The 18,534-nt window shown below is 67.4% G+C and carries 22 protein-coding genes; 14 read left to right on the top strand and 8 right to left on the bottom strand.

Annotated elements, in window-relative coordinates:
• Window positions 1-22 precede the first annotated feature (22 nt).
• Together KB874_RS17675 and KB874_RS17670 are read right to left on the bottom strand one after the other, a co-directional pair.
• Window positions 23-1,048, bottom strand: coding sequence for a permease (locus KB874_RS17675; protein WP_212537884.1), 1,026 nt, complete (start codon window positions 1,046-1,048; stop codon window positions 23-25).
• Window positions 1,041-1,385, bottom strand: coding sequence for an ArsR/SmtB family transcription factor (locus KB874_RS17670; RefSeq protein WP_212537883.1), 345 nt, complete (start codon window positions 1,383-1,385; stop codon window positions 1,041-1,043). The genes KB874_RS17675 and KB874_RS17670 overlap by 8 nt, the downstream gene beginning before the upstream one ends.
• Before the next feature lie 101 nt (window positions 1,386-1,486).
• Between KB874_RS17670 and KB874_RS17665 the strand changes: the two genes are divergently transcribed.
• The gene (locus tag KB874_RS17665) at window positions 1,487-2,080 is read left to right on the top strand and encodes a uracil-DNA glycosylase family protein (protein WP_212537882.1); all 594 of its coding nucleotides are present in this window, start codon (window positions 1,487-1,489) and stop codon (window positions 2,078-2,080) included.
• A complete protein-coding gene (locus KB874_RS17660; protein ID WP_212537881.1) occupies window positions 2,064-2,849 on the top strand; it encodes an SseB family protein in 786 nt (261 codons plus the stop codon). The genes KB874_RS17665 and KB874_RS17660 overlap by 17 nt, the downstream gene beginning before the upstream one ends.
• Window positions 2,850-3,030: 181 nt before the next feature.
• Here the strand turns inward: KB874_RS17660 and xylA are convergent, their stop codons facing one another.
• Window positions 3,031-4,338: a xylose isomerase gene (gene xylA, locus KB874_RS17655; protein ID WP_212537880.1), complete on the bottom strand. Its 1,308-nt coding sequence runs from the start codon at window positions 4,336-4,338 to the stop codon at window positions 3,031-3,033.
• Between the two features lie 123 nt (window positions 4,339-4,461).
• The gene (locus KB874_RS17650; RefSeq protein WP_212537879.1) at window positions 4,462-4,710 is read right to left on the bottom strand and encodes an accessory factor UbiK family protein; all 249 of its coding nucleotides are present in this window, start codon (window positions 4,708-4,710) and stop codon (window positions 4,462-4,464) included.
• A 94-nt stretch (window positions 4,711-4,804) separates the two neighbouring features.
• Here KB874_RS17650 and lgt point away from each other — a divergent pair, with 94 nt between their 5' ends.
• From lgt to KB874_RS17625, 5 genes are all read left to right on the top strand, one after another.
• A complete protein-coding gene (lgt, locus tag KB874_RS17645) occupies window positions 4,805-5,686 on the top strand; it encodes a prolipoprotein diacylglyceryl transferase (protein ID WP_212537878.1) in 882 nt (293 codons plus the stop codon).
• Window positions 5,683-6,747 (top strand): class I SAM-dependent methyltransferase, encoded by a 1,065-nt coding sequence (locus KB874_RS17640; RefSeq protein ID WP_212537877.1) that lies wholly within the window; start codon window positions 5,683-5,685, stop codon window positions 6,745-6,747. Before lgt ends, KB874_RS17640 begins: the two co-directional genes overlap by 4 nt.
• Window positions 6,744-7,499, top strand: coding sequence for a peptidoglycan editing factor PgeF (gene pgeF, locus KB874_RS17635; protein WP_212537876.1), 756 nt, complete (start codon window positions 6,744-6,746; stop codon window positions 7,497-7,499). Before KB874_RS17640 ends, pgeF begins: the two co-directional genes overlap by 4 nt.
• 124 nt (window positions 7,500-7,623) lie before the next feature.
• Window positions 7,624-7,764 (top strand): hypothetical protein, encoded by a 141-nt coding sequence (locus KB874_RS17630; protein ID WP_212537875.1) that lies wholly within the window; start codon window positions 7,624-7,626, stop codon window positions 7,762-7,764.
• A gap of 356 nt (window positions 7,765-8,120) precedes the next feature.
• Window positions 8,121-8,801: a Hint domain-containing protein gene (locus KB874_RS17625; protein WP_212537874.1), complete on the top strand. Its 681-nt coding sequence runs from the start codon at window positions 8,121-8,123 to the stop codon at window positions 8,799-8,801.
• Window positions 8,802-8,891: 90 nt separating this feature from the next.
• On the opposite strand, the gene KB874_RS17620 is transcribed toward KB874_RS17625, so the two are convergent.
• The gene (locus tag KB874_RS17620; RefSeq protein ID WP_212537873.1) at window positions 8,892-9,392 is read right to left on the bottom strand and encodes an Lrp/AsnC family transcriptional regulator; all 501 of its coding nucleotides are present in this window, start codon (window positions 9,390-9,392) and stop codon (window positions 8,892-8,894) included.
• Window positions 9,393-9,565: 173 nt separating this feature from the next.
• On the opposite strand from KB874_RS17620, the gene trxB reads away from it, so the two are divergent.
• The 4 genes from trxB to KB874_RS17600 all read left to right on the top strand — a co-directional run bounded on the left by trxB (window position 9,566) and on the right by KB874_RS17600 (window position 14,628).
• Window positions 9,566-10,570: a thioredoxin-disulfide reductase gene (gene trxB, locus KB874_RS17615; protein ID WP_212537872.1), complete on the top strand. Its 1,005-nt coding sequence runs from the start codon at window positions 9,566-9,568 to the stop codon at window positions 10,568-10,570.
• 70 nt (window positions 10,571-10,640) lie between these two features.
• The gene (locus tag KB874_RS17610) at window positions 10,641-10,967 is read left to right on the top strand and encodes a ribonuclease E inhibitor RraB (RefSeq protein ID WP_212537871.1); all 327 of its coding nucleotides are present in this window, start codon (window positions 10,641-10,643) and stop codon (window positions 10,965-10,967) included.
• 127 nt (window positions 10,968-11,094) lie between these two features.
• A complete protein-coding gene (locus KB874_RS17605; RefSeq protein ID WP_212537870.1) occupies window positions 11,095-12,426 on the top strand; it encodes a cytochrome P450 in 1,332 nt (443 codons plus the stop codon).
• A gap of 129 nt (window positions 12,427-12,555) precedes the next feature.
• A complete protein-coding gene (locus KB874_RS17600; protein ID WP_212537869.1) occupies window positions 12,556-14,628 on the top strand; it encodes a bifunctional sulfate adenylyltransferase/adenylylsulfate kinase in 2,073 nt (690 codons plus the stop codon).
• Between the two features lie 92 nt (window positions 14,629-14,720).
• Here KB874_RS17600 and KB874_RS17595 read toward each other — a convergent pair whose 3' ends face one another.
• Together KB874_RS17595 and KB874_RS17590 are read right to left on the bottom strand one after the other, a co-directional pair.
• The gene (locus KB874_RS17595; protein ID WP_212537868.1) at window positions 14,721-14,948 is read right to left on the bottom strand and encodes a DUF1150 family protein; all 228 of its coding nucleotides are present in this window, start codon (window positions 14,946-14,948) and stop codon (window positions 14,721-14,723) included.
• A 3-nt stretch (window positions 14,949-14,951) separates the two neighbouring features.
• Window positions 14,952-15,362: an Hsp20 family protein gene (locus KB874_RS17590; RefSeq protein ID WP_212537867.1), complete on the bottom strand. Its 411-nt coding sequence runs from the start codon at window positions 15,360-15,362 to the stop codon at window positions 14,952-14,954.
• Between the two features lie 155 nt (window positions 15,363-15,517).
• On the opposite strand from KB874_RS17590, the gene KB874_RS17585 reads away from it, so the two are divergent.
• From KB874_RS17585 to KB874_RS17575, 3 genes are all read left to right on the top strand, one after another.
• Window positions 15,518-15,742 (top strand): YdcH family protein, encoded by a 225-nt coding sequence (locus tag KB874_RS17585; RefSeq protein ID WP_212537866.1) that lies wholly within the window; start codon window positions 15,518-15,520, stop codon window positions 15,740-15,742.
• Window positions 15,743-15,807: 65 nt separating this feature from the next.
• Complete coding sequence (gene purE / locus KB874_RS17580) at window positions 15,808-16,296, top strand: 5-(carboxyamino)imidazole ribonucleotide mutase (RefSeq protein WP_212537865.1); 489 nt, start codon at window positions 15,808-15,810, stop codon at window positions 16,294-16,296.
• Between the two features lie 37 nt (window positions 16,297-16,333).
• Complete coding sequence (locus KB874_RS17575) at window positions 16,334-17,413, top strand: 5-(carboxyamino)imidazole ribonucleotide synthase (protein ID WP_212537864.1); 1,080 nt, start codon at window positions 16,334-16,336, stop codon at window positions 17,411-17,413.
• Here the strand turns inward: KB874_RS17575 and KB874_RS17570 are convergent.
• Window positions 17,410-18,501 (bottom strand): S8 family serine peptidase, encoded by a 1,092-nt coding sequence (locus KB874_RS17570; RefSeq protein ID WP_212537863.1) that lies wholly within the window; start codon window positions 18,499-18,501, stop codon window positions 17,410-17,412. The genes KB874_RS17575 and KB874_RS17570 overlap by 4 nt on opposite strands.
• Window positions 18,502-18,534 lie beyond the last annotated feature (33 nt).

The following is an 18,534-nucleotide window of genomic DNA, read 5'->3' as shown; positions in this document are numbered from 1 at the left end:
CAGCATCGTGCCAATGCACGGCTCAGGCGATGAGGCCCCAGGCCAGACCGGCGAGGACAGATCCGATGAGCGCGAAGCCAAGATAGGCGGCAAAGACGCGCGGCCTGACCAGCGCCCAGACCGCGACAGCCGCGGGGATGCAGCTGACCCCGCCGGCCAGGACAAAGCTCATCGCGGCGCCCGGCGCCATGCCCTGCGCCAGCAGCGCATCGACCAGCGGCACGGCGGCATAGCCGTTCAGGTAGGCCGGGGCGCCCAGCAGCGCGCCCAGCAGCACCGGCCACGCGCCCGTGCCGCCCAGCAGCCCGGCGATGGTCTCGGCCGGGACGTGGCGCAGCATCAGCGCCTCGATCACGTAGGCGAGCGTCAGCCATTTCAGCAGGAACAGGCCGTTCTGCACCGCCGTCTCGCGAAAGGTCTCGCGCCGCGCCGGTTCCCGCCAGAAGCGCCACACCGGTGCGCCACGGAACGGCATCTTCACCCCGCAGCAGCCGCCCACCTGCGGCTTTGCGCGCAGCGGATCACGAAACACGGGGCTTTGCGCGAAAAGCATGGTTCCGACACCGCCCAGCAGGCCCAGCCCCACCGCGGCCACCGTCTTGGCCAGCGCGAAATCGAAGCCCAGCGTGCCTGCGGTGATCGCGAACATCGCCGGGTCCATCAGCGGCGAGGCCAGCCAGAAGGCCATCACCGCCGATAGCGGCGCCCCCACCGCCAGCAGCGCGGCAATGAAGGGGATTACCTCGCAGGAACAGAAGGGCGCAAGACCGCCCAGCGCCGCCGCCATCACGATCATCCGCCCCTCGCGCCCCTCGAAGGCGCGGGCCAGCATCGTCTCGGCCCCGGTCGCCTTGAGCCAGGCGACCGCCACGACAGCGAACAGGATGAAGGGCGCCGTGTGCCATAGCGCTCCGGCGGCAAAACTCACCGTCGGCCACAGATCCGTCGGATCGAACAGCGCGACCCCGGCAAGGATCGCCAGCGACGCAAGCCAGGCGCGCGGGGGTAAAGGCAGGCGCCGCTGCGGGACGGCATTGAGATCAGCCATGATCGTGCTCCTCGGGCAGGCAGGCGGCGTCGGCACAGCATTGGGTCAAGAGGTACGAGGACAGCGCCTGAACCTCGGCGTAATCCGCGCCGACACACAGGATCGACCGCCCCTGTTTCTGCTGCCGCACCAGGTCGGCGGCGGCCAGGACCCGCAGGTGGTGGGTCAGGGTCGAGCCGGTGATGCCCGTGCGCTCGCCCAGCGCGCCGATGGTCAGTCCCTCGGGTCCGGCGCGCACCAAGGCTTGCAGCACGGCCAATCGCTGTTCGGACCCGAGCGCCGCGAATTTCGACGCGGCGCGTTCAGGGCTCAGGAGGGGTGAGTCGATCATTTTCATGTTTCGAGTGTTATCGAAATATAAGCGCCGGGCAAGAACAGTTTCACGATTGTCGAAATGTTTCCCTTGGCCCGCGCCCAAGACGCCCCTATCTGCATCCCATGGATGACCTGCGCATGGACCTGCGCGCCTGCCGCCTTTGCGCCGGGCGCTTTGCCGCAACCGAGACGGCGCACACGCCCAATCCGGTCTTCCAGATCGCGCCCACCGCCCGGCTGCTGATCGCCGGGCAGGCGCCGGGGATGAAGGCACACCTGGCCAGCCGGACCTTCCTCGATCCCTCTGGCGACCGGCTGCGCGACTGGCTGGGGCTGGACGAGGCGGCCTTCTACGACGAGACGCGGGTCGCCATCGTGCCGATGGCTTTCTGCTTTCCCGGCTACCGCAAGGGATCAGACCTGCCGCCACCGCCGATCTGCGCCGCGACGTGGCGCGCGCGCGTGCTTGCCGGCCTGCCGGACCTGCGCCTGACGCTGCTGGTGGGCGGCCATGCCCAGCGCTGGCACCTGGGCGCGCGCGGCGGTGTGACCGAGACCGTTGCGCGCTGGCGCGACTTTCTGCCCGACGCCATCCCCTTGCCCCACCCGTCCTGGCGCAATACCGCATGGCTGAACCGCAACCCCTGGTTCGAGGCCGAGCTTCTGCCCGTGCTTCGCGCCCATGTCCGCGAGGTGATGGATGCAGACCCCGATTGACCGTGCCCATGCCGCGATGGAAGCCGCGCCGCTGGACGATGCCGCGCGGCTGCGCTTCTACGAACGGCTGGCCGATGCGGAACTGGTGCTGATGCTGGGCAAGGAGCCGGTAGGCGACAGCGTCAACCCCGAGATCTTCGACCTGGGTGACGCGCGGTTCGTGCTGGCCTTCGATCTCGAGGAACGCTTGACCGCCTTTGCCGGGCGGCCCGTTCCCTATGCGGCGCTATCGGGTCGCGCCCTGGCCCGGCTGGCCGCGGCGCAGGGGATCGGGCTGGCGCTGAATCTCGAGGTCGCCCCCTCGGCGATCCTGCTGCCGCCCGAGGCGCTGGCCTGGCTGGTCGAAACGCTGGACCACGGCCCGGGCACGGCCGAGGCGCGGCCCCAGGCGCTGCACAAGCCGCGCGGCCTGCCCGAGGTGCTGCTAAGCGCGCTGGACGCGAAACTGTCCACCGCCACGGGCCTCGCCCGCGCCGCGTACCTGGCCGGCGTCACCTACGACGACGGCACACGCGGTCACCTGCTGGGCATCACCGGCGCGCAATCCGAGGCAGAGGCCGCACTGGCCGGTGCGGTCAACGAGGCGCTGGTGTTTTCCGGGCTCGAGGCCGGAGCGCTGGACGTGACCTTTCTCGACGACAGCGATCCGCTGGCCGCCGAGCTGGCCCGCGTCGCCCTGCGCTTCGACCTGCCGCAACGCGAGGCGCCGCAGGTTCGGGCGATCGAGGCGCCCGGGTCCGACCCCGACAAACCGCCCCGCCTGCGCTGAACCTGACCGTTGTCCTGCGCGAAACGTTCTTGTCTTCTCCGGTTCACAAGCACCGCGGGGGGAGCGCCGGATCGCACAGCGGCGGACCGGCCAATGGCAAGTCCGAGTCGCGAACGGGACAAAGCCCCGCAAGCCGGTCGCCGCGCCATGGCGCGGCGAAGCCCCTGCCCGGCCGCAACGCTCAGACGAACCGGTTCACGTAATTCTCCAGCCGCTCCTGCCGGCCCGAGCGCGGTTCGGGGTTGATCCCCTCCGCCAGCACACGCCGCGCGATGCTGTCCAGATCGCCGTGCAGCATCGCCTGCGCCTCGGCCCGCTCCCAGCCTGCATAGCGTTCGGACAAGGCCTGCTCCAGCCCGCCATCTGCCAGCATCGCAGCCGCGGCCTTCAGCCCACGGGCGCAGACATCCATCGCCCCCACATGCGCTGCGATCAGGTCCTCGGCATCCAGCGACTGCCGCCGCAGCTTGGCGTCGAAATTGGTGCCCCCGGTCGTGAAACCGCCCCCCTTCAGCACGTGATAATAGGCCAGTGCCACCTCGGGCACGTTGTTGGGGAACTGGTCGGTGTCCCAGCCCGACTGGTAGTCGTTGCGGTTCATGTCGATCGAACCGAACATCCCCTCGGCCACCGCCAGGGCGATCTCGTGTTCGAAGGAATGGCCGGCAAGGATCGCGTGCCCCTGCTCGATGTTCAGCTTCACCTCGCCCTCCAGGCCGTATTTCCGCAGGAAACCGATGCATGTTGCCACGTCGTAATCGTATTGGTGCTTGGAGGGTTCCTGCGGCTTGGGCTCGACCAGGATCGTACCCTCGAACCCTATCTTGTGCTTGTGGTCCACCACCATCGCCAGGAAACGGCCCATCTGGTCCTGCTCGCGGGCGAGATCGGTGTTGAGCAGCGTCTCATAGCCTTCGCGGCCACCCCACAGGACGTAATTCTGCCCGCCCAGCCGGTGCGTCGCGTCGAGGCAGGATTTCACCGTGGCGGCGGCAAAGGCAAAGACATCGGGATCGGGGTTGGTCGCCGCCCCCGCCATGAAGCGGCGATGGCTGAACAGGTTGGCGGTGCCCCAGAGGCACCGCGCCTTGGCGCCGCGGGTCTTGTCGGCGATGTAGTCCACGATCTCGTCCAGCCGGGCGAGGTTGTCGGCGAAACTGCCCTGCTCGGGCCGGATGTCGGCGTCATGCCAGCAATAGAACGGCTGGCCGAGGATGTCGAACATCTCGAAGGCCGCATCGGCCTTGCGCCGCGCCGCCTCCATGCTGTCCTGCGGGTGCCAGGGCCGGACAAAGGTCGGCCCGCCAAACGGATCGCCGCCCTCCCAGGCAAAGGCATGCCACCACGCCACGGCAAAGCGCAGGTGATCCTCCATGCGCTTGCCCAGCACCATCACGTCAGGGTCATAGTGGTGGAAGGCCAGTGGGTTGTCGCTCTCCGCCCCCTCGAAGCGCACGGGCGCGATACCGTCGAAAAAGCCGGTGGTCATTGTTTCCTCCCTCACCGCGAATCCGAGTGATGCCCCGGACTTTAGCGGTAACGGAAGGGCCCACAAGCCACGGCGCATGGGACGGCGGGCGGGGCGCATTCCGGCGCAGCCGGAACAGCGCCGTCAGCCGTTGGCCTTGGCCTCGAGCGCGTCCAGCCGGGCCTTCAGCGCCGCGTTCTCTTCCCGGGCCTTCTGCGCCATGGCGCGGACCGCGTCGAATTCTTCGCGCGTCACGAAATCGCGATCGGCCAGCCAGCGGTCGATCATCGACTTCATCGCCGTCTCGGCCTCTTCGCGCGCGCCCTGCGCCACGCCCATCGCGTTGGTCATCAGCTGGCTGATGTCGTCGAAGATCTTGTTGCGCGTCTGCATGGGTCACTCCGCCTTTGCGTTCGCTGTCTATATGGCCCGCATGGCCGACATTCTCAAGGTTGACTTCCCCGTCGCGACAAGGAACCAAACCGGCATGAGCGCAGGCATTCCCTTTCCCGACCTATCGCCCGAAATCGTCTCGATCCCGCTCTTCGGGATGGAGTTCGCGCTACGCTGGTATGCGCTGGCCTATATCGCCGGCCTGCTCGCGGGCTGGCGGATCGCCGTCGCGCTGGTGAAGCGCCCGGCGCTCTGGCCGGGCGACACGCCACCGATGACGCCAAAACAGGTCGAGGATCTGCTGACCGCCGTCATCCTCGGCGTGATCCTGGGCGGGCGGCTGGGCTACGTGCTGTTCTACCAGCCCGGTTATTACCTGTCGCGCCCTTGGGAAATCCCGATGCTCTGGAGCGGCGGCATGTCCTTTCACGGCGGGCTTCTGGGCGTTGTGGTGGGCGCGTGGTGGTTCTCGTCCCGCATCAAGGCGCCGAAACTCCAGGTCGCCGACATGCTGGCGTTGGCGGCCCCGCTGGGCCTGATGCTGGGTCGGATCGCGAATTTCATCAATGCCGAACTCTGGGGCCGGCAAACCGACCTGCCCTGGGGCGTGATCTTTCCGGGTGTCCGTGCGCAGGATTGCAGCCAGCCCGTGGGAGAGCCCTGCGCCCGCCATCCCTCGCAACTCTACGAGGCGGGGCTTGAGGGACTGCTGCTGGGCCTTGTCCTGCTGGTGCTGTTGCGACGCGGGGCACTCAGGACGCCAGGGCGAATTGTGGGCGTCTTCCTTGCCGGTTATGGCGTCGCCCGGTTCGCGGTGGAATTCGTACGCCAGCCCGACGCCCAGTTCGTCGGGCCGGGCAACCCGCTGGGCCTTGCGCTGCATGTCGGCGGCTGGGGCCTCACCATGGGGCAGATCCTGACCCTGCCGATGATCGCGCTGGGGGTCTGGCTGATCGTCCGGTCTCGGCGGGCATGACCGCGCTGGCGCAGATCCTGCGGCGGCAGATTGCCACCACCGGGCCGATGACGCTGGCCGACTACATGGCGGCCTGCCTGCTGCATCCCGAACACGGCTATTACAGCACCCGCGACCCGCTGGGCGCTGCGGGTGACTTCACCACCGCACCGGAAATCAGTCAGATGTTCGGCGAACTCATGGGCCTGTGCCTCGCACAGGCATGGCTGGACCAGGGTGCACCCGCGCCTTTCGTGCTGGCAGAACTCGGCCCCGGACGCGGCACGTTGATGGCAGACATGCTGCGGGCGGCGCGGGGCGTGCCCGGCTTACTCGAGGCCGCGAGGGTCGTGCTGGTCGAGGCCTCACCCACCTTGCGCGCCGTGCAGGCGCGAACGCTGGCAGGCCATGCCCCTGCGTGGTGCGACAGGATCGAGGACCTGCCCGAGGGTCCACTGTTCCTGATCGCGAACGAGTTCTTCGACGCGCTGCCCATCCGGCAGTTTCGCCGCGACGGCGACGGCTGGCGAGAGACCGTCGTGGGGTTTCAGGGTGACGCGCTGCGCCCCGGCCTGTCAGACCGCGCCGCGCAGGGAGCGCTGACCCACCGGCTGGACGACACGCGCGACGGCGACATCGTCGAGACCTGCGCCCCCGCGCAGGCCGTGGCCGCCGGGATCGGCGCGCGGATCGCACAGGCGGGCGGCGCGGCGCTGATCGTCGATTACGGCGACTGGCACAGCCTGGGCGACACGCTTCAGGCGCTGCAAGGCCATGCGCCAGCCGATCCCTTTGCGGCACCGGGGCTGGCCGATCTGACGGCGCACGTGGATTTCGAGGCTCTGGCGCAGGCCGCCTTCCCGGCCCGGCACAGCCGCCTGACGCCGCAGGGAGTGTTTCTGGAACGGCTGGGAATCGCCGCCCGTGCGCAGGCACTGGCCCGCGCCCTGCAAGGCGACCGGCTGGAGAACCATGTCGCCGCATATCGCCGGTTGACGCATCCCGAGGAAATGGGTTCGTTGTTCAAGGTGCTGGGGCTTTACCCGGCAAAGGCGAATCCGCCCCCGGGACTGGACCCATGACGCTGGAGATCATCACCGCAGATACCCTTGCCCCCCTGCGCCACGGGTTCTTCACCCGGCGCGGCGGCGCCTCATCGGGCGTGTTCTTCGGACTGAACTGCGGCCCCGGCTCCAGCGACCAGAGCGAGATCGTGGCGATCAACCGCGCGCGCGTTGCCGAGGCAATGGCCGTTGCGCCCGAGGCGCTGGCCACCCTGCACCAGACCCATTCCGCCGACGTCGTGACGCTGGACACCCCGCTGAGCGGAGATCGGCCGCGCGCCGACGCGCTGGTGACGGCCACGCCGGGCCTCGCGCTGGGCGTCCTGACGGCCGATTGCCAGCCAGTGCTGTTCGCCGACGCCCAGGCCGGCGTGATCGGCGCGGCCCATGCCGGCTGGCGCGGCGCGCGCGACGGCGTGCTCGAGGCGACAGTGGAGGCGATGCTGGCGCTGGGTGCCCGGCGCGAGGCAATCCGCGCCGTCATCGGCCCCTCGATCAGCCAGCGCGCCTACGAGGTCGGCGAGGAATTCATGGAGGATTTCCTTGCCGACGACCCGACCAATGCGCGGTTCTTCGCCGGCGGACCGGGCGGGCGGCCGCATTTCGACCTGCCCGCGTACGGGCTGCACCGCCTGCGCGAGGCCGGGATCGACGCGGAATGGACGCGGCACTGCACCTATTCCGACCCCGACCGCTTTTACAGCTACCGCCGCGCGACCCATGCACGCGAGGCGGATTACGGCCGGCTGATCTCGACCATCCGGCTGTAGGCGCGAACAAAGCGATTGGTTTCCGCTGATTGTCGCCGATCCGTCAAAACTCTGCCCCAATCCGCTGCGAGGTTCTTGGTTAACCACAGGCAAGAGACCCGGCACGGGACGACAAGGAGCAGACATGGCAAAGACCCGGTTTACGGCATCCATCCTGAAAACGGCGGCACGGACAACGACCGCACTACCCTGGACGCGGGGCAAGACCCGCGCCGCACGGCTGGCGGCACGCAAGGCCCAGCCCGACGACCGCAAGCGCGCCTGACCAAACGCGCGATTCGCCCCCGACCAGAGCGGCCACGCGCGAATTGTGGCGCCGCCCCGAGACCCTGATCGACAATCCCGGCCATCGCGCCGGGATTGTTCGTTTGCGGCCGGGGTGCGGGCGATCAATTTTGACCCCGACGGCGGATTGCGGCTTTATCGTCACCAGATCGACGAACCAATCTCTCCGTCTGTCGTTGTTGGTGGGGGCCAACACGGATGTGACCAACCTTGCGAGGTGATCACATGTCAAGTCTCCACCCCGGTCTCCACGGCGCCTCGCGCGCCATCTCTCTGCAGATTCCGCAAGAGCGGGATTTTGCCCGCCAGGCCGCCCCTCGCCGCACTGTCTCACTCATGCGGAAATACGAGGTGGCCTGGCTGGGTGCGGACCTGTCCGTCTCGCTCAAGACGCTGGTCGCGCCGGCGACACCCCAGTTCGAGGAATCCGCCTGCGCCTTTGCGCGCGGCACGCTGATCCCGACCCTGCGCGGGCCGGTGGCCATCGAGGACCTGGCACCCGGCGATTACGTCGAGACGGCCGAAGGGCATGACGCCGTCCTCTGGATCGGATCGACCACCTATATTCCCGGCCGCAGCGACGAGGGCACGTCGCTGACCTCGCTCACGCGGATTACCGCCGAGGCGCAGGATTTTGGCCAGCCGGGCATGGATGTGCTGGTTGGCCCCGCCGCACGACGCGTCGTCCGCCATCCCCGCCTGCAACGCCTGCTGGGACAGGAGGCGGTTTTGGCGCCGGTGGCGGATTACGTCGATGGCGACCGGTTTCTCGACATCACGCCGGGCGGGCCGGTGCAGTTGTATCACTTCATGGTCGAGCGCCACAGCACGGTGCGGATCGGCGGCCTCGAACTGGAGACCTACCATCCCGGTAAGGCCCTGGTTCATGCGGGGGGCGAAGCCATGCGCCAGTTGTTCCTGTCGATGTTCCCGCATGTCGCCCGGCCCGAGGATTTCGGCCCCCTGCGCCTGAGCCGGACCACCCGCGAAGTCATCGACAGCCTGCTGGACACGTGAAAAAGGGCGGTTGCAAACCCGCCCTGCCTTAGCGCTTCCTGACCGCGCAGACGCTTTCGGCATTGCGCGGGCCGGTTTGTCCCCCGTCCGTCAGGCGCTGCGCCGCAGCCGTTCTTCAAGAACGTCGAAGGGCACGCCCGGTTCGTCCTTGGCGCCGCGGATCACCAGCGATGTCTTGACGCTGGACACGTTCGGCGCGGTCAGCAACTCGCCGGTCAGGAAGCTCTGGAAAGTGGACAGGTCCGGCGCCACGCATTTCAGGATGAAGTCGACTTCGCCGTTCAGCATGTGGCAGGCGCGCACCAGCGGCCAGGCGCGACAGCGGTCCTCGAAGGCGCGCAGGTCGGCCTCGGCCTGGCTTTGCAGCCCGACATGGGCAAAGACCTGCACCTCGAATCCCAGCGCGCGGGCATCCACCTCGGCGTGATAGCCGCGGATGAAACCCTGCTCCTCCAGCGTGCGCACCCGGCGCAGGCATGGTGGGGCCGAGATGCCCACCCGTCTTGCCAGTTCGACGTTGGTCATGCGACCGTCCGCCTGCAACTCGGCCAGGATCTTCCGATCGATATCGTCGAGCCGATGCGCTGCCATGTCTCTCCCCCTGCTGTTGCGAATGATATAGCATCAAGGCCAGCGCGCGCAATAATGTTTCACGGAAGCGCAATAATCTTTTCCGGGTCCACGACATGTCGCAGACCCCTTTCCGCCACGGGGTCGCGCCGTTATATCTGCGGCCTGACCCGCTGCAAGGAAAGGGCGAAGCCATGTCCCAGACGCGCCATACCAAGGTTCTCATCATCGGATCGGGCCCCGCAGGCTATACCGCCGGCGTCTATGCCAGCCGCGCCATGCTGGAGCCCATTCTCGTTCAGGGTCTGGAACCCGGCGGCCAGTTGACCACCACCACCGAGGTCGAGAACTGGCCCGGCGACACCGAGGTGCAGGGCCCCGACCTGATGGTGCGGATGGAGGCCCATGCTCGCGCGATGGGCACCGAGATCATCGGCGACATCATCAGCCGGCTGGAACTCGACCGCAGGCCCTTCGTCGCGCATGGCGACAGCGGCACCACCTATACCGCCGATGCGATCATCCTCGCCACCGGCGCGCGGGCGAAATGGCTGGGCCTGCCGTCCGAGGACGCCTTCAAGGGCTTCGGCGTGTCGGCCTGCGCCACCTGCGACGGCTTCTTCTATCGCGGCAAGGAGATCGTGGTGATCGGTGGCGGCAACACCGCCGTGGAAGAGGCGCTGTTCCTGACCAACTTCGCCTCCAAGGTCACGCTGATCCACCGCCGCGACGAATTGCGGGCCGAGAAGATCCTTCAGGACCGGCTGTTCAAGCATCCCAAGATCGAAACGCTCTGGCATCACCAACTCGAGGAAGTGGTGGGCGAGGACGATCCCAAGGGCGTCACCGGCGTGCGGGTCAAGCACGTCGATACCGGCGCGATCAGGGAAATCCCCTGCGCGGGCGTCTTTGTCGCGATCGGCCACGCGCCCGCCAACGAACTGGTCAAGGACGTGCTGGAAACCCACATGGGCGGCTATGTCGTGACCAAGCCCGACAGCACCGAAACCTCGATCCCCGGCGTCTTTGCCGCGGGTGACCTGACCGACCACAAGTATCGCCAGGCCGTCACCAGTGCAGGAATGGGCTGCATGGCCGCGCTGGAGGCCGAACGCTGGCTGGCCGAGCAGGGCCAGGACTCCGGCAAGGTCACGACCGAGCCCCTTGGCCACGGCGCGGAGGCCCCTGCGGCAGAGTGATCCGCCCCGGCAGGTCGAACACCGCCCCGGCCCCCGCGCCGGGGCCTCTTCTTTCGGAACGGAGTCTCCGATGCCTCACGACATGGCCACCCAGAAGGCCGAAACCCTCGCCGCCTATGCCGAGATGGCGGCAGAGGGGCCGCTGCCCGACACCGCCGACATCGACTATTTCCTTGTCCCAACCTCGGACGAGGCCGACTGGCGCCCGTTGGCCGACGCGCTGTCGCGCGAGGGCTATGACTGCCAATACGTCGAGGATGACGGCGCCCCCTACCTTGTTGCCACGCTGACCGACCAGGCGCTGTCGGCGGAAAGCCTGTGGATTGGCGAGGAAGTGGCGACGCGCCTTGCGCTGGAACACGGCTTCGCCCCGGACGGCTGGGGTCTCGAGGCCTGAGACGCGGACCGGCGCAGCCGGTCCCGTGGCGCGCACAGGCGCGCTGGCTTTTCCGTATCGGCAAAGGGACATCCGTGCTAGGGTCCGGGTTGTTTCCCAAAGACCTTTTCGGAAAAGGATTGTTCCGATGGCAGCCCCGGCTGATCCGCTTGCGCATATTCCCCACCCGCCGCAGACGCCGCTTATCGGCAACACCCTGGATGTCGTGCGCGACTTCTACGGGTTTTCCAGCCGCAACAAGGCTGCCTTCGGCGAAGTCTACCGGATCAGGATGATGGGACGATGGCGGGTTGCGTTCACCAGCGCGGACGCCGCCGAATACATCATGATGGACCCGGACAAGTTGTTTTCGTCGAAAGGAGGTTGGGCCGACTCGCTGGCGAAACTGTTTCCCGGCGGCTTGCTCATGCATGACGGCGAAGAGCACCGGGTGAACCGCCGGATCATGCAGGCGGCGTTCCGCAAGCCGGCGCTGGACAGCTACCTGACACTCATGGCGCCCGAGATAGAGCGGCTGTTGCAGGACTGGCCCACGGGCAAGACCTTTGCCTTCTATCCCGCGATCAAGGCGCTGACGCTGCGGCTGGGTGCGCATGTCTTCATGGGCCTGCCCGCCGACACGCCCGAGGCAGACCGCCTCAACCAGGCCTTCATCGACGAGCTGGCCGCCGCCGTGACCGTGGTCCGCAAGCCCTTGCCCTTCACCCTTTTCCGCCGTGGCATGAAGGCGCGCGAGACGCTGATCGCCCGGTTTCACGACCTCGTCGAGGAACGGCGGCATTCCGACGGGGCCGATTTCCTGTCCCAGATGTGCCGCGCCACCGACGAGGACGGACGGCACTGGACCGATTCCGAGATCGCCGAGCATTTCAACTTCCTGGTGCTGGCCGCGCATGACACAACCGCCAGCGCGCTGACCACCATGACATGGGCCCTAAGCGAATACCCCGACTGGCAGGATCGGCTGCGCGACGAGGTCGATGCGCTGGGACCGGGACCGTTCACGCCCGACATGCCGGACCGGATGCCCCTGACCGACATGATGTTCCGTGAGGCGCTACGCTTCATGCCGCCGGTGCCGCTGGTGCCGCGCGTGGCGCTGCGGGATTTCGAATGGAAGGGCATGCGGATTCCCGCAGGCACGCCGGTCAGCGCCAACATCACGATGGTGATGCGCTCGGCGGATTACTTTACCGACCCCGACCGCTTCGACCCCGAGCGGTTCTCGGACAACCGCGCCGAGGATCGCAGCCACCGGTTCGCCTGGGCGCCCTTCGGCGGCGGCGCACACAAATGCATCGGGCTGCATTTCGCCACCTTGCAGGTCAAGGCCTTCACCCGCTCCCTGCTGAGCCGCCACAGCATCGCGCGCGGCGGGACGGATGCGCCGGAATGGCAGCGCGTGCCAACGGCGCGCCCGAAGAACGGCCTGCCCGTCCGTCTGGACCCGCGCGCCTGACGGCACGCCATGCGCCCGCTGCAACGCAGCATTTCAGCAACAAACCGCTTGTCACCGGCCTTCGGGGGTTTCCCGGCGTCAAGATCCGTGCGAAGCGTTCAGCGCTGAACATACTTTGAGTCTCTGGAAATGATCGCCTCGCATCCCGCCCCCAACCTGCCGGAAGAAGACCAGCTCTTCCGCCTTCTGCGCCAGCTCGACCGGACGCCGGAGGCTTCGCAGCGGGTGACGGCCGAAGCGCTCGGCATTTCGCTCGGGCGGCTCAACGCCTGGCTCCGGGCGGCGGCAGAGGCTGGCCTTGTCAACATCTCGGACCGGCCCGGACCGGACCGGCGCCAACGTTTCGCCTATGCGCTGACCCTGCGCGGGGCGTCCGAGAAATCCCGGCTGGCCGACCGTTTCCTGGCCCGGAAACTCGCAGAGTATGATGCGCTTCACGCCGAACTGACCGGCACGACCAGCGGCCTCGTCCCCATCAAACACAGGACAGAACTGATGCAGAACAATCTCGCCCCGATTCCCGAACTCTACGTGTCGTATGACAGCGCGCAAAAGCTCAAGGCCGAGGCCGCCGACCTGACCTCGCACGACCTGACCGCGCGCCAGATCTGCGACCTGGAATTGCTGATGAACGGCGGCTTCAACCCGCTCAAGGGCTTCCTGTCCGAGGCGGATTACGATGGTGTGGTCGAGAACATGCGGCTGGCAGACGGAACGCTGTGGCCGATGCCGATCACGCTGGACGTGACCGAGAAGTTCGCCGAAACGGTCGAGATCGGCCAGGATATCGCCCTGCGCGACCAGGAAGGCGTGATCCTCGCCACGATGACCGTCACCGACAAGTGGGTGCCGAACAAGGCCCGCGAGGCCGAGAAGGTGTTCGGCGCCGATGACCTGGCCCACCCGGCGGTGAACTACCTGCACAACCAGGCCGGCGCTGTCTACCTGGGCGGCCCGGTGACCGGCATCCAGCAGCCGGTGCATTACGATTTCCGCGCCCGCCGCGACACGCCCAACGAACTGCGCGCCTATTTCCGCAAGGTCGGCTGGCGCAAGATCGTCGCCTTCCAGACCCGCAACCCGTTGCACCGCGCGCACCAGGAACTGACCTTCCGCGCTGCCAAGGAAGCGCAGGCAAACCTGCTGATCCATCCCGTCGTCGGCATGACCAAGCCGGGCGATGTCGATCACTTTACTCGCGTGCGCTGCTACGAGGCCGTGCTGGACAAGTACCCGGCCTCGACCACGACGATGAGCCTGCTGAACCTCGCCATGCGCATGGCCGGCCCGCGCGAGGCGGTCTGGCACGGCCTGATCCGCAAGAACCACGGCTGCACGCACATGATCGTCGGCCGCGACCATGCCGGCCCGGGCAAGAACTCTGCCGGGCAGGATTTCTACGGCCCCTATGACGCGCAGGAACTGTTCGCCGCGCATGCCGCCGAGATCGGCATCGAGATGGTCGACTTCAAGCACATGGTCTTCGTGCAGGAGAAGGCACAGTATTATCCCGCCAACGAGGTTCCCGAGGGTGACACCGTTCTCGACATCTCTGGCACCGAACTGCGCCGCCGCCTCGCCGAGGGGCTGGAGATCCCCGAATGGTTCTCGTTCCCCGAGGTCGTCACCGAACTGCGCAAGACCCGTCCGCCGCGTTCCAACCAGGGCTTTACCGTGTTCTTCACCGGCCTGTCCGGTTCGGGCAAGTCGACCATCGCCAACGCGCTGATGGTCAAGCTGATGGAAATGGGTGGCCGCCCCGTGACGCTGCTGGACGGTGACGTGGTGCGGAAACACCTGTCCTCGGAACTGGGCTTCTCGAAAGAACACCGCGACATCAACATCAAGCGGATCGGCTATGTCGCGTCCGAGATCACCAAGAACGGCGGCATCGCGATCTGCGCGCCGATCGCGCCCTATACCGCGACCCGTCGCGCAGTGCGCGAGATGATCGAGGCCTATGGCGCCTTCCTCGAGGTCCACGTTGCGACCGCGCTGGAGGAATGCGAACGTCGCGACCGCAAGGGTCTCTACAAGCTGGCGCGCGAAGGCAAGATCAAGGAATTCACCGGTATCTCGGACCCCTACGAAGAGCCCAAGAACCCCGAGCTGCGCGTCGAGACCGAAGGCACCGACGTGGACAACTGCGCCCACCAGGTGATCCTGAAGCTGGAAAGCATGGGCCTGATCGCGGCGTCCTGACGCCCGTCGATGGAAAAGCAAAAGGCCGGGGCGCGTGAAAACGCCCCGGCCTTTTCACAGGCTGCGCCGCACCCGAAAACCGGCGCCGGCGTTCAGTGCACCGTTACCGGCGCAAGGTCATTCTGCCGTGCCAGCGCAAAGGCCAGCTTGCGGTCCTTGACCAGCGCAAGGCGTTCGCCATCGGAGTTGTGCACGGCATAGAGGTGGTCCAGTCCACCCAGTTGCGCGCGCACATCCTCGGGAAGGTCCTGCGCCTTGACGGACCGCACGTAGACAATGCGGTCGTCGCCGAGATTGCTAAGATCGTGTTTCGTGTCCATGACTTACCCTCTCTTTATCCGGATGGTCTGCACGACGGGCTCGGGACGCTGCATGGTCAGGTCGACATGCAGCAGGCCGTTTTCCATCACCGCTTCGCCAACCTCGACGCCATCGGCCAGGACAAAACTGCGCTGGAACTGCCGGGCGGCAATGCCGCGATGCAGAAAGATTCGACCGGCACCGTCATCCTGCTGACGCCCGCGAATCACCAACTGCCGGTCCTCGACGGTGATCGACAGATCGCATTCCGAGAACCCCGCCACGGCAAGCGTGATGCGATAGGACGCCTCGGACGTCTGTTCGATATTGAAGGGCGGATAGCCTTCGGCGGATTTTGCGGTGCGCTCCAGCAGACGCTCGAGCTGTTCGAAGCCGAGCATATGCGGATGCGACCCAAGGGTCAGTTTGGTCATCGACACGTCCTTTGCACAAGCGACCGTCACATGGGCCCCGTCAGGCGACCCATGTCGCAAATATGGGAACAGGGCCCGCCATTCGCAAGACCTTTGCGATATCCTCGAGAATCGTTAAGTTAGGGGCCTGTCAGCGGTTTCGGGGATCACAGGGAATGAACGCACCGACCGATATCTCGATGAAGACGGACGATGTGCTTCGGGTCGAACTCGAAGTCTTCAAGCATGAGCATCGCGACCTCGACGAGGCCATCCGCGCCCTCCAGGAAAAGGGCACCGCCGACCAGCTGACGCTGCAGCGGCTGAAGAAGAAGAAGCTGTATCTGAAGGACAAGATCGCGCTGATCGAGGATCGGCTGACCCCCGACATCATTGCCTGAGCGGGCCAATTGCCCCCGCGCCTGAACCGGCTATAGTCCGTGCCTCATCGGCGGCGGAGGCAGGCATGGCGCAAACACGGGTCGGAATCATCATGGGCAGCCAGTCGGACTGGCCGACCATGGTCGAGGCGGCGGATGTCCTGGACGAGCTGGCCATTCCCTACGAGGCGCGCATCGTCTCGGCCCATCGCACCCCTGACCGGCTTTGGGAGTATGGCAAGACTGCGGTGGACCGTGGCCTGCATGTCATCATCGCGGGCGCCGGTGGTGCTGCGCACCTGCCGGGCATGATGGCCTCCAAGACACGCGTGCCGGTGATCGGCGTGCCGGTGCAGACCAAGGCGCTTTCGGGCGTCGACAGTCTTTATTCCATCCTCCAGATGCCGCGCGGATATCCCGTGGCGACGATGGCGATCGGCGCGGCGGGCGCGAAGAATGCGGGCCTGATGGCGGCGCAGATCCTCGCCCTGCACGACCCTGACGTTGCAGCCCGGCTGGACGCCTGGCGCGCGGCGCTGTCGGCCTCGATCCCCGAAGAGCCACAGCGCGGTTGATCTTGCGCGGGCCGCGCTGCTGCGCCAAGAGGGGCGCATGACACAGGATCTCTTCCCGCTGCCGCAGGGCAGCACCATCGGTATTCTCGGCGGCGGCCAGCTGGGCCGCATGCTGTCGGTCGCGGCAAGCCGCCTCGGCCTGCGCTGCCACATCTTCGAGCCGGGCGCGAACCCGCCCGCGGGTCACGTGGCCGACGCCGTGACGACGGCTGCCTATGACGATGCCGACGCGCTCGACGCCTTCGCCGCCTCGGTCGATGTCATCACCTATGAGTTCGAGAACATCCCGACAGAGGCGCTCGACCGGCTCGAGGCGCATCGCGTCATCCGTCCGGGGCGCGAGGCGCTGCGCGTCAGCCAGGACCGTGTCACCGAAAAGGACTTCCTGACCGGCCTCAGCCTACAAACCGCACCCTATGCGGCGGTGGACGATGCAGAAAGCCTCAAGGCCGCGCTGGAAGCGATCGGCACGCCCTCGATCCTCAAGACCCGCCGCTTTGGCTATGACGGCAAGGGGCAGGTCCGGATCATGTCCCCCGACCAGGCCGAGACCGCCTTGGCCGAGATGAACGGCGCTCCCGCCATCCTCGAGGGCTTCGTGAATTTCAGCGCCGAGGTGAGCGTGATCGCCGCGCGCGGCGCCGACGGGCAGGTCGCGGCCTTCGATCCGGGCGAGAACGTGCACCGCGAGGGCATCCTGCGCACCACGACCGTGCCCGCCACCCTGCCGCAACGGCTGCGCACCGATGCCGTGCTGCTGGCGGCCCGCATCCTGAACGCGCTCGATTACGTCGGTGTCATGGGGGTCGAGCTGTTCGTGACGCCGCAGGGCCTGATCGTGAACGAGATCGCGCCGCGCGTGCACAATTCCGGCCACTGGACGCAGAACGCCTGCACTGTCGACCAGTTCGAGCAGCACATCCGCGCCGTCGCGGGCTGGCCACTGGGCGATGGCACCCGCTTTGCCGACGTGGTGATGGAGAACCTGATCGGCGACGACCTTGACCGCGTGCCGGGACTGGCGCGCGACCCGTCCTGCGCGCTGCATCTCTATGGCAAGGCCGAGGTCAAGGCCGGCCGCAAGATGGGCCATGTCAACCGCGTGATCCGCGGCTAGTCCGGCATCCGGACCAGACCCGCACCGCAATCGAACGGCCCGGGATGCGGCCCGATCCCGCGCGGATCGGCCCGCGAAAGCAGCATCTCCCGCAGCGCCTGCGCGTCGCGCGCCCTGGGCATCCACGCCCCGGCCGCGGCCAGCGCATGGGCCATCGCCATCGAGGTTCCGTTCAGCGCGCGCGTCCCGCCACCGGCAGCGGCCGAGACGATCCCGACGCCCGGCGCGACCAGGTCGGGCCGGGTGTTGGAAAACGGTGCGACCGCCAGGCCCGGCCCGACGGCGCCTACCGCCAACACCTGCGCCCCGGCGGCCAGCCCGACGCAGCCCGCCTCAAAGCCCGGCGCGATCGTCCGTCGGCTGTCATTGCCCGCCGCCGCGACCAGCAGCACGCCCCCCCGTGCCGCGTGCCGGCGGTCGAGCAACGCGCGCAAGCGGGCGAACAGGCACAGAGTCTCATGGCACAGGGTGGTGGCGGCGGCGGCGGCCAGCGTCTCGGGCTGGCCCTCGTCCCTCAGCATCCGAACCGTCGCGCCCATATCCAGCGTCAGCGCATAGCCGATGGCACAGGCCCCCTGTTCGGCCGCCCAGACCAGGGCCGCCAGGAACCGGTCCGACAGGCCCTCTCCCGAATCCATCACGACCTTGCCCAGAACCAGCTGAATCGGCCCCTCAAGCGCCCCGAGCACCGTGCCTGCCAGGTGCGTGCCATGCCCGTTCGCATCGTCCAGCCCGGAGCCCACGAAATCCTGCGCGGTAATCCGCGCGGCTGCAAAGGCAGGATGGGCCCGGTCGATCCCGGTATCCAGCAGCGCCAGTCGCACCGCCTCTGTCACGGTGCGTCGCCCGCCTATGGCGGCCAGACCCCAGCCCGGCACCGCATCCTCGGGCCGGGCATCCTCCATCGGTTGGGGCGTTATCATCCGGATGGGAATCGACCGGGCAATGCCCAGCACACCAGGGTCGCAGGCCAGGTCACGCAGGTCGCGCGGCTCGATCTCTGCGACCTCGACACAGGGATCGCACTCGGTCCCGCCCGGCGCTGCACCGCCCGACGCCTTGTCGCGGAGAACCGTGAAACGGGCCATGACACACCACTTGACAGCATTCAGCCGCAAGCC

Origin of the sequence: Thetidibacter halocola (assembly GCF_018224955.1) — a bacterium.
GTDB lineage: Bacteria > Pseudomonadota > Alphaproteobacteria > Rhodobacterales > Rhodobacteraceae > Thetidibacter > Thetidibacter halocola.
This window is presented reverse-complemented; position numbering and strand designations above follow the sequence as displayed.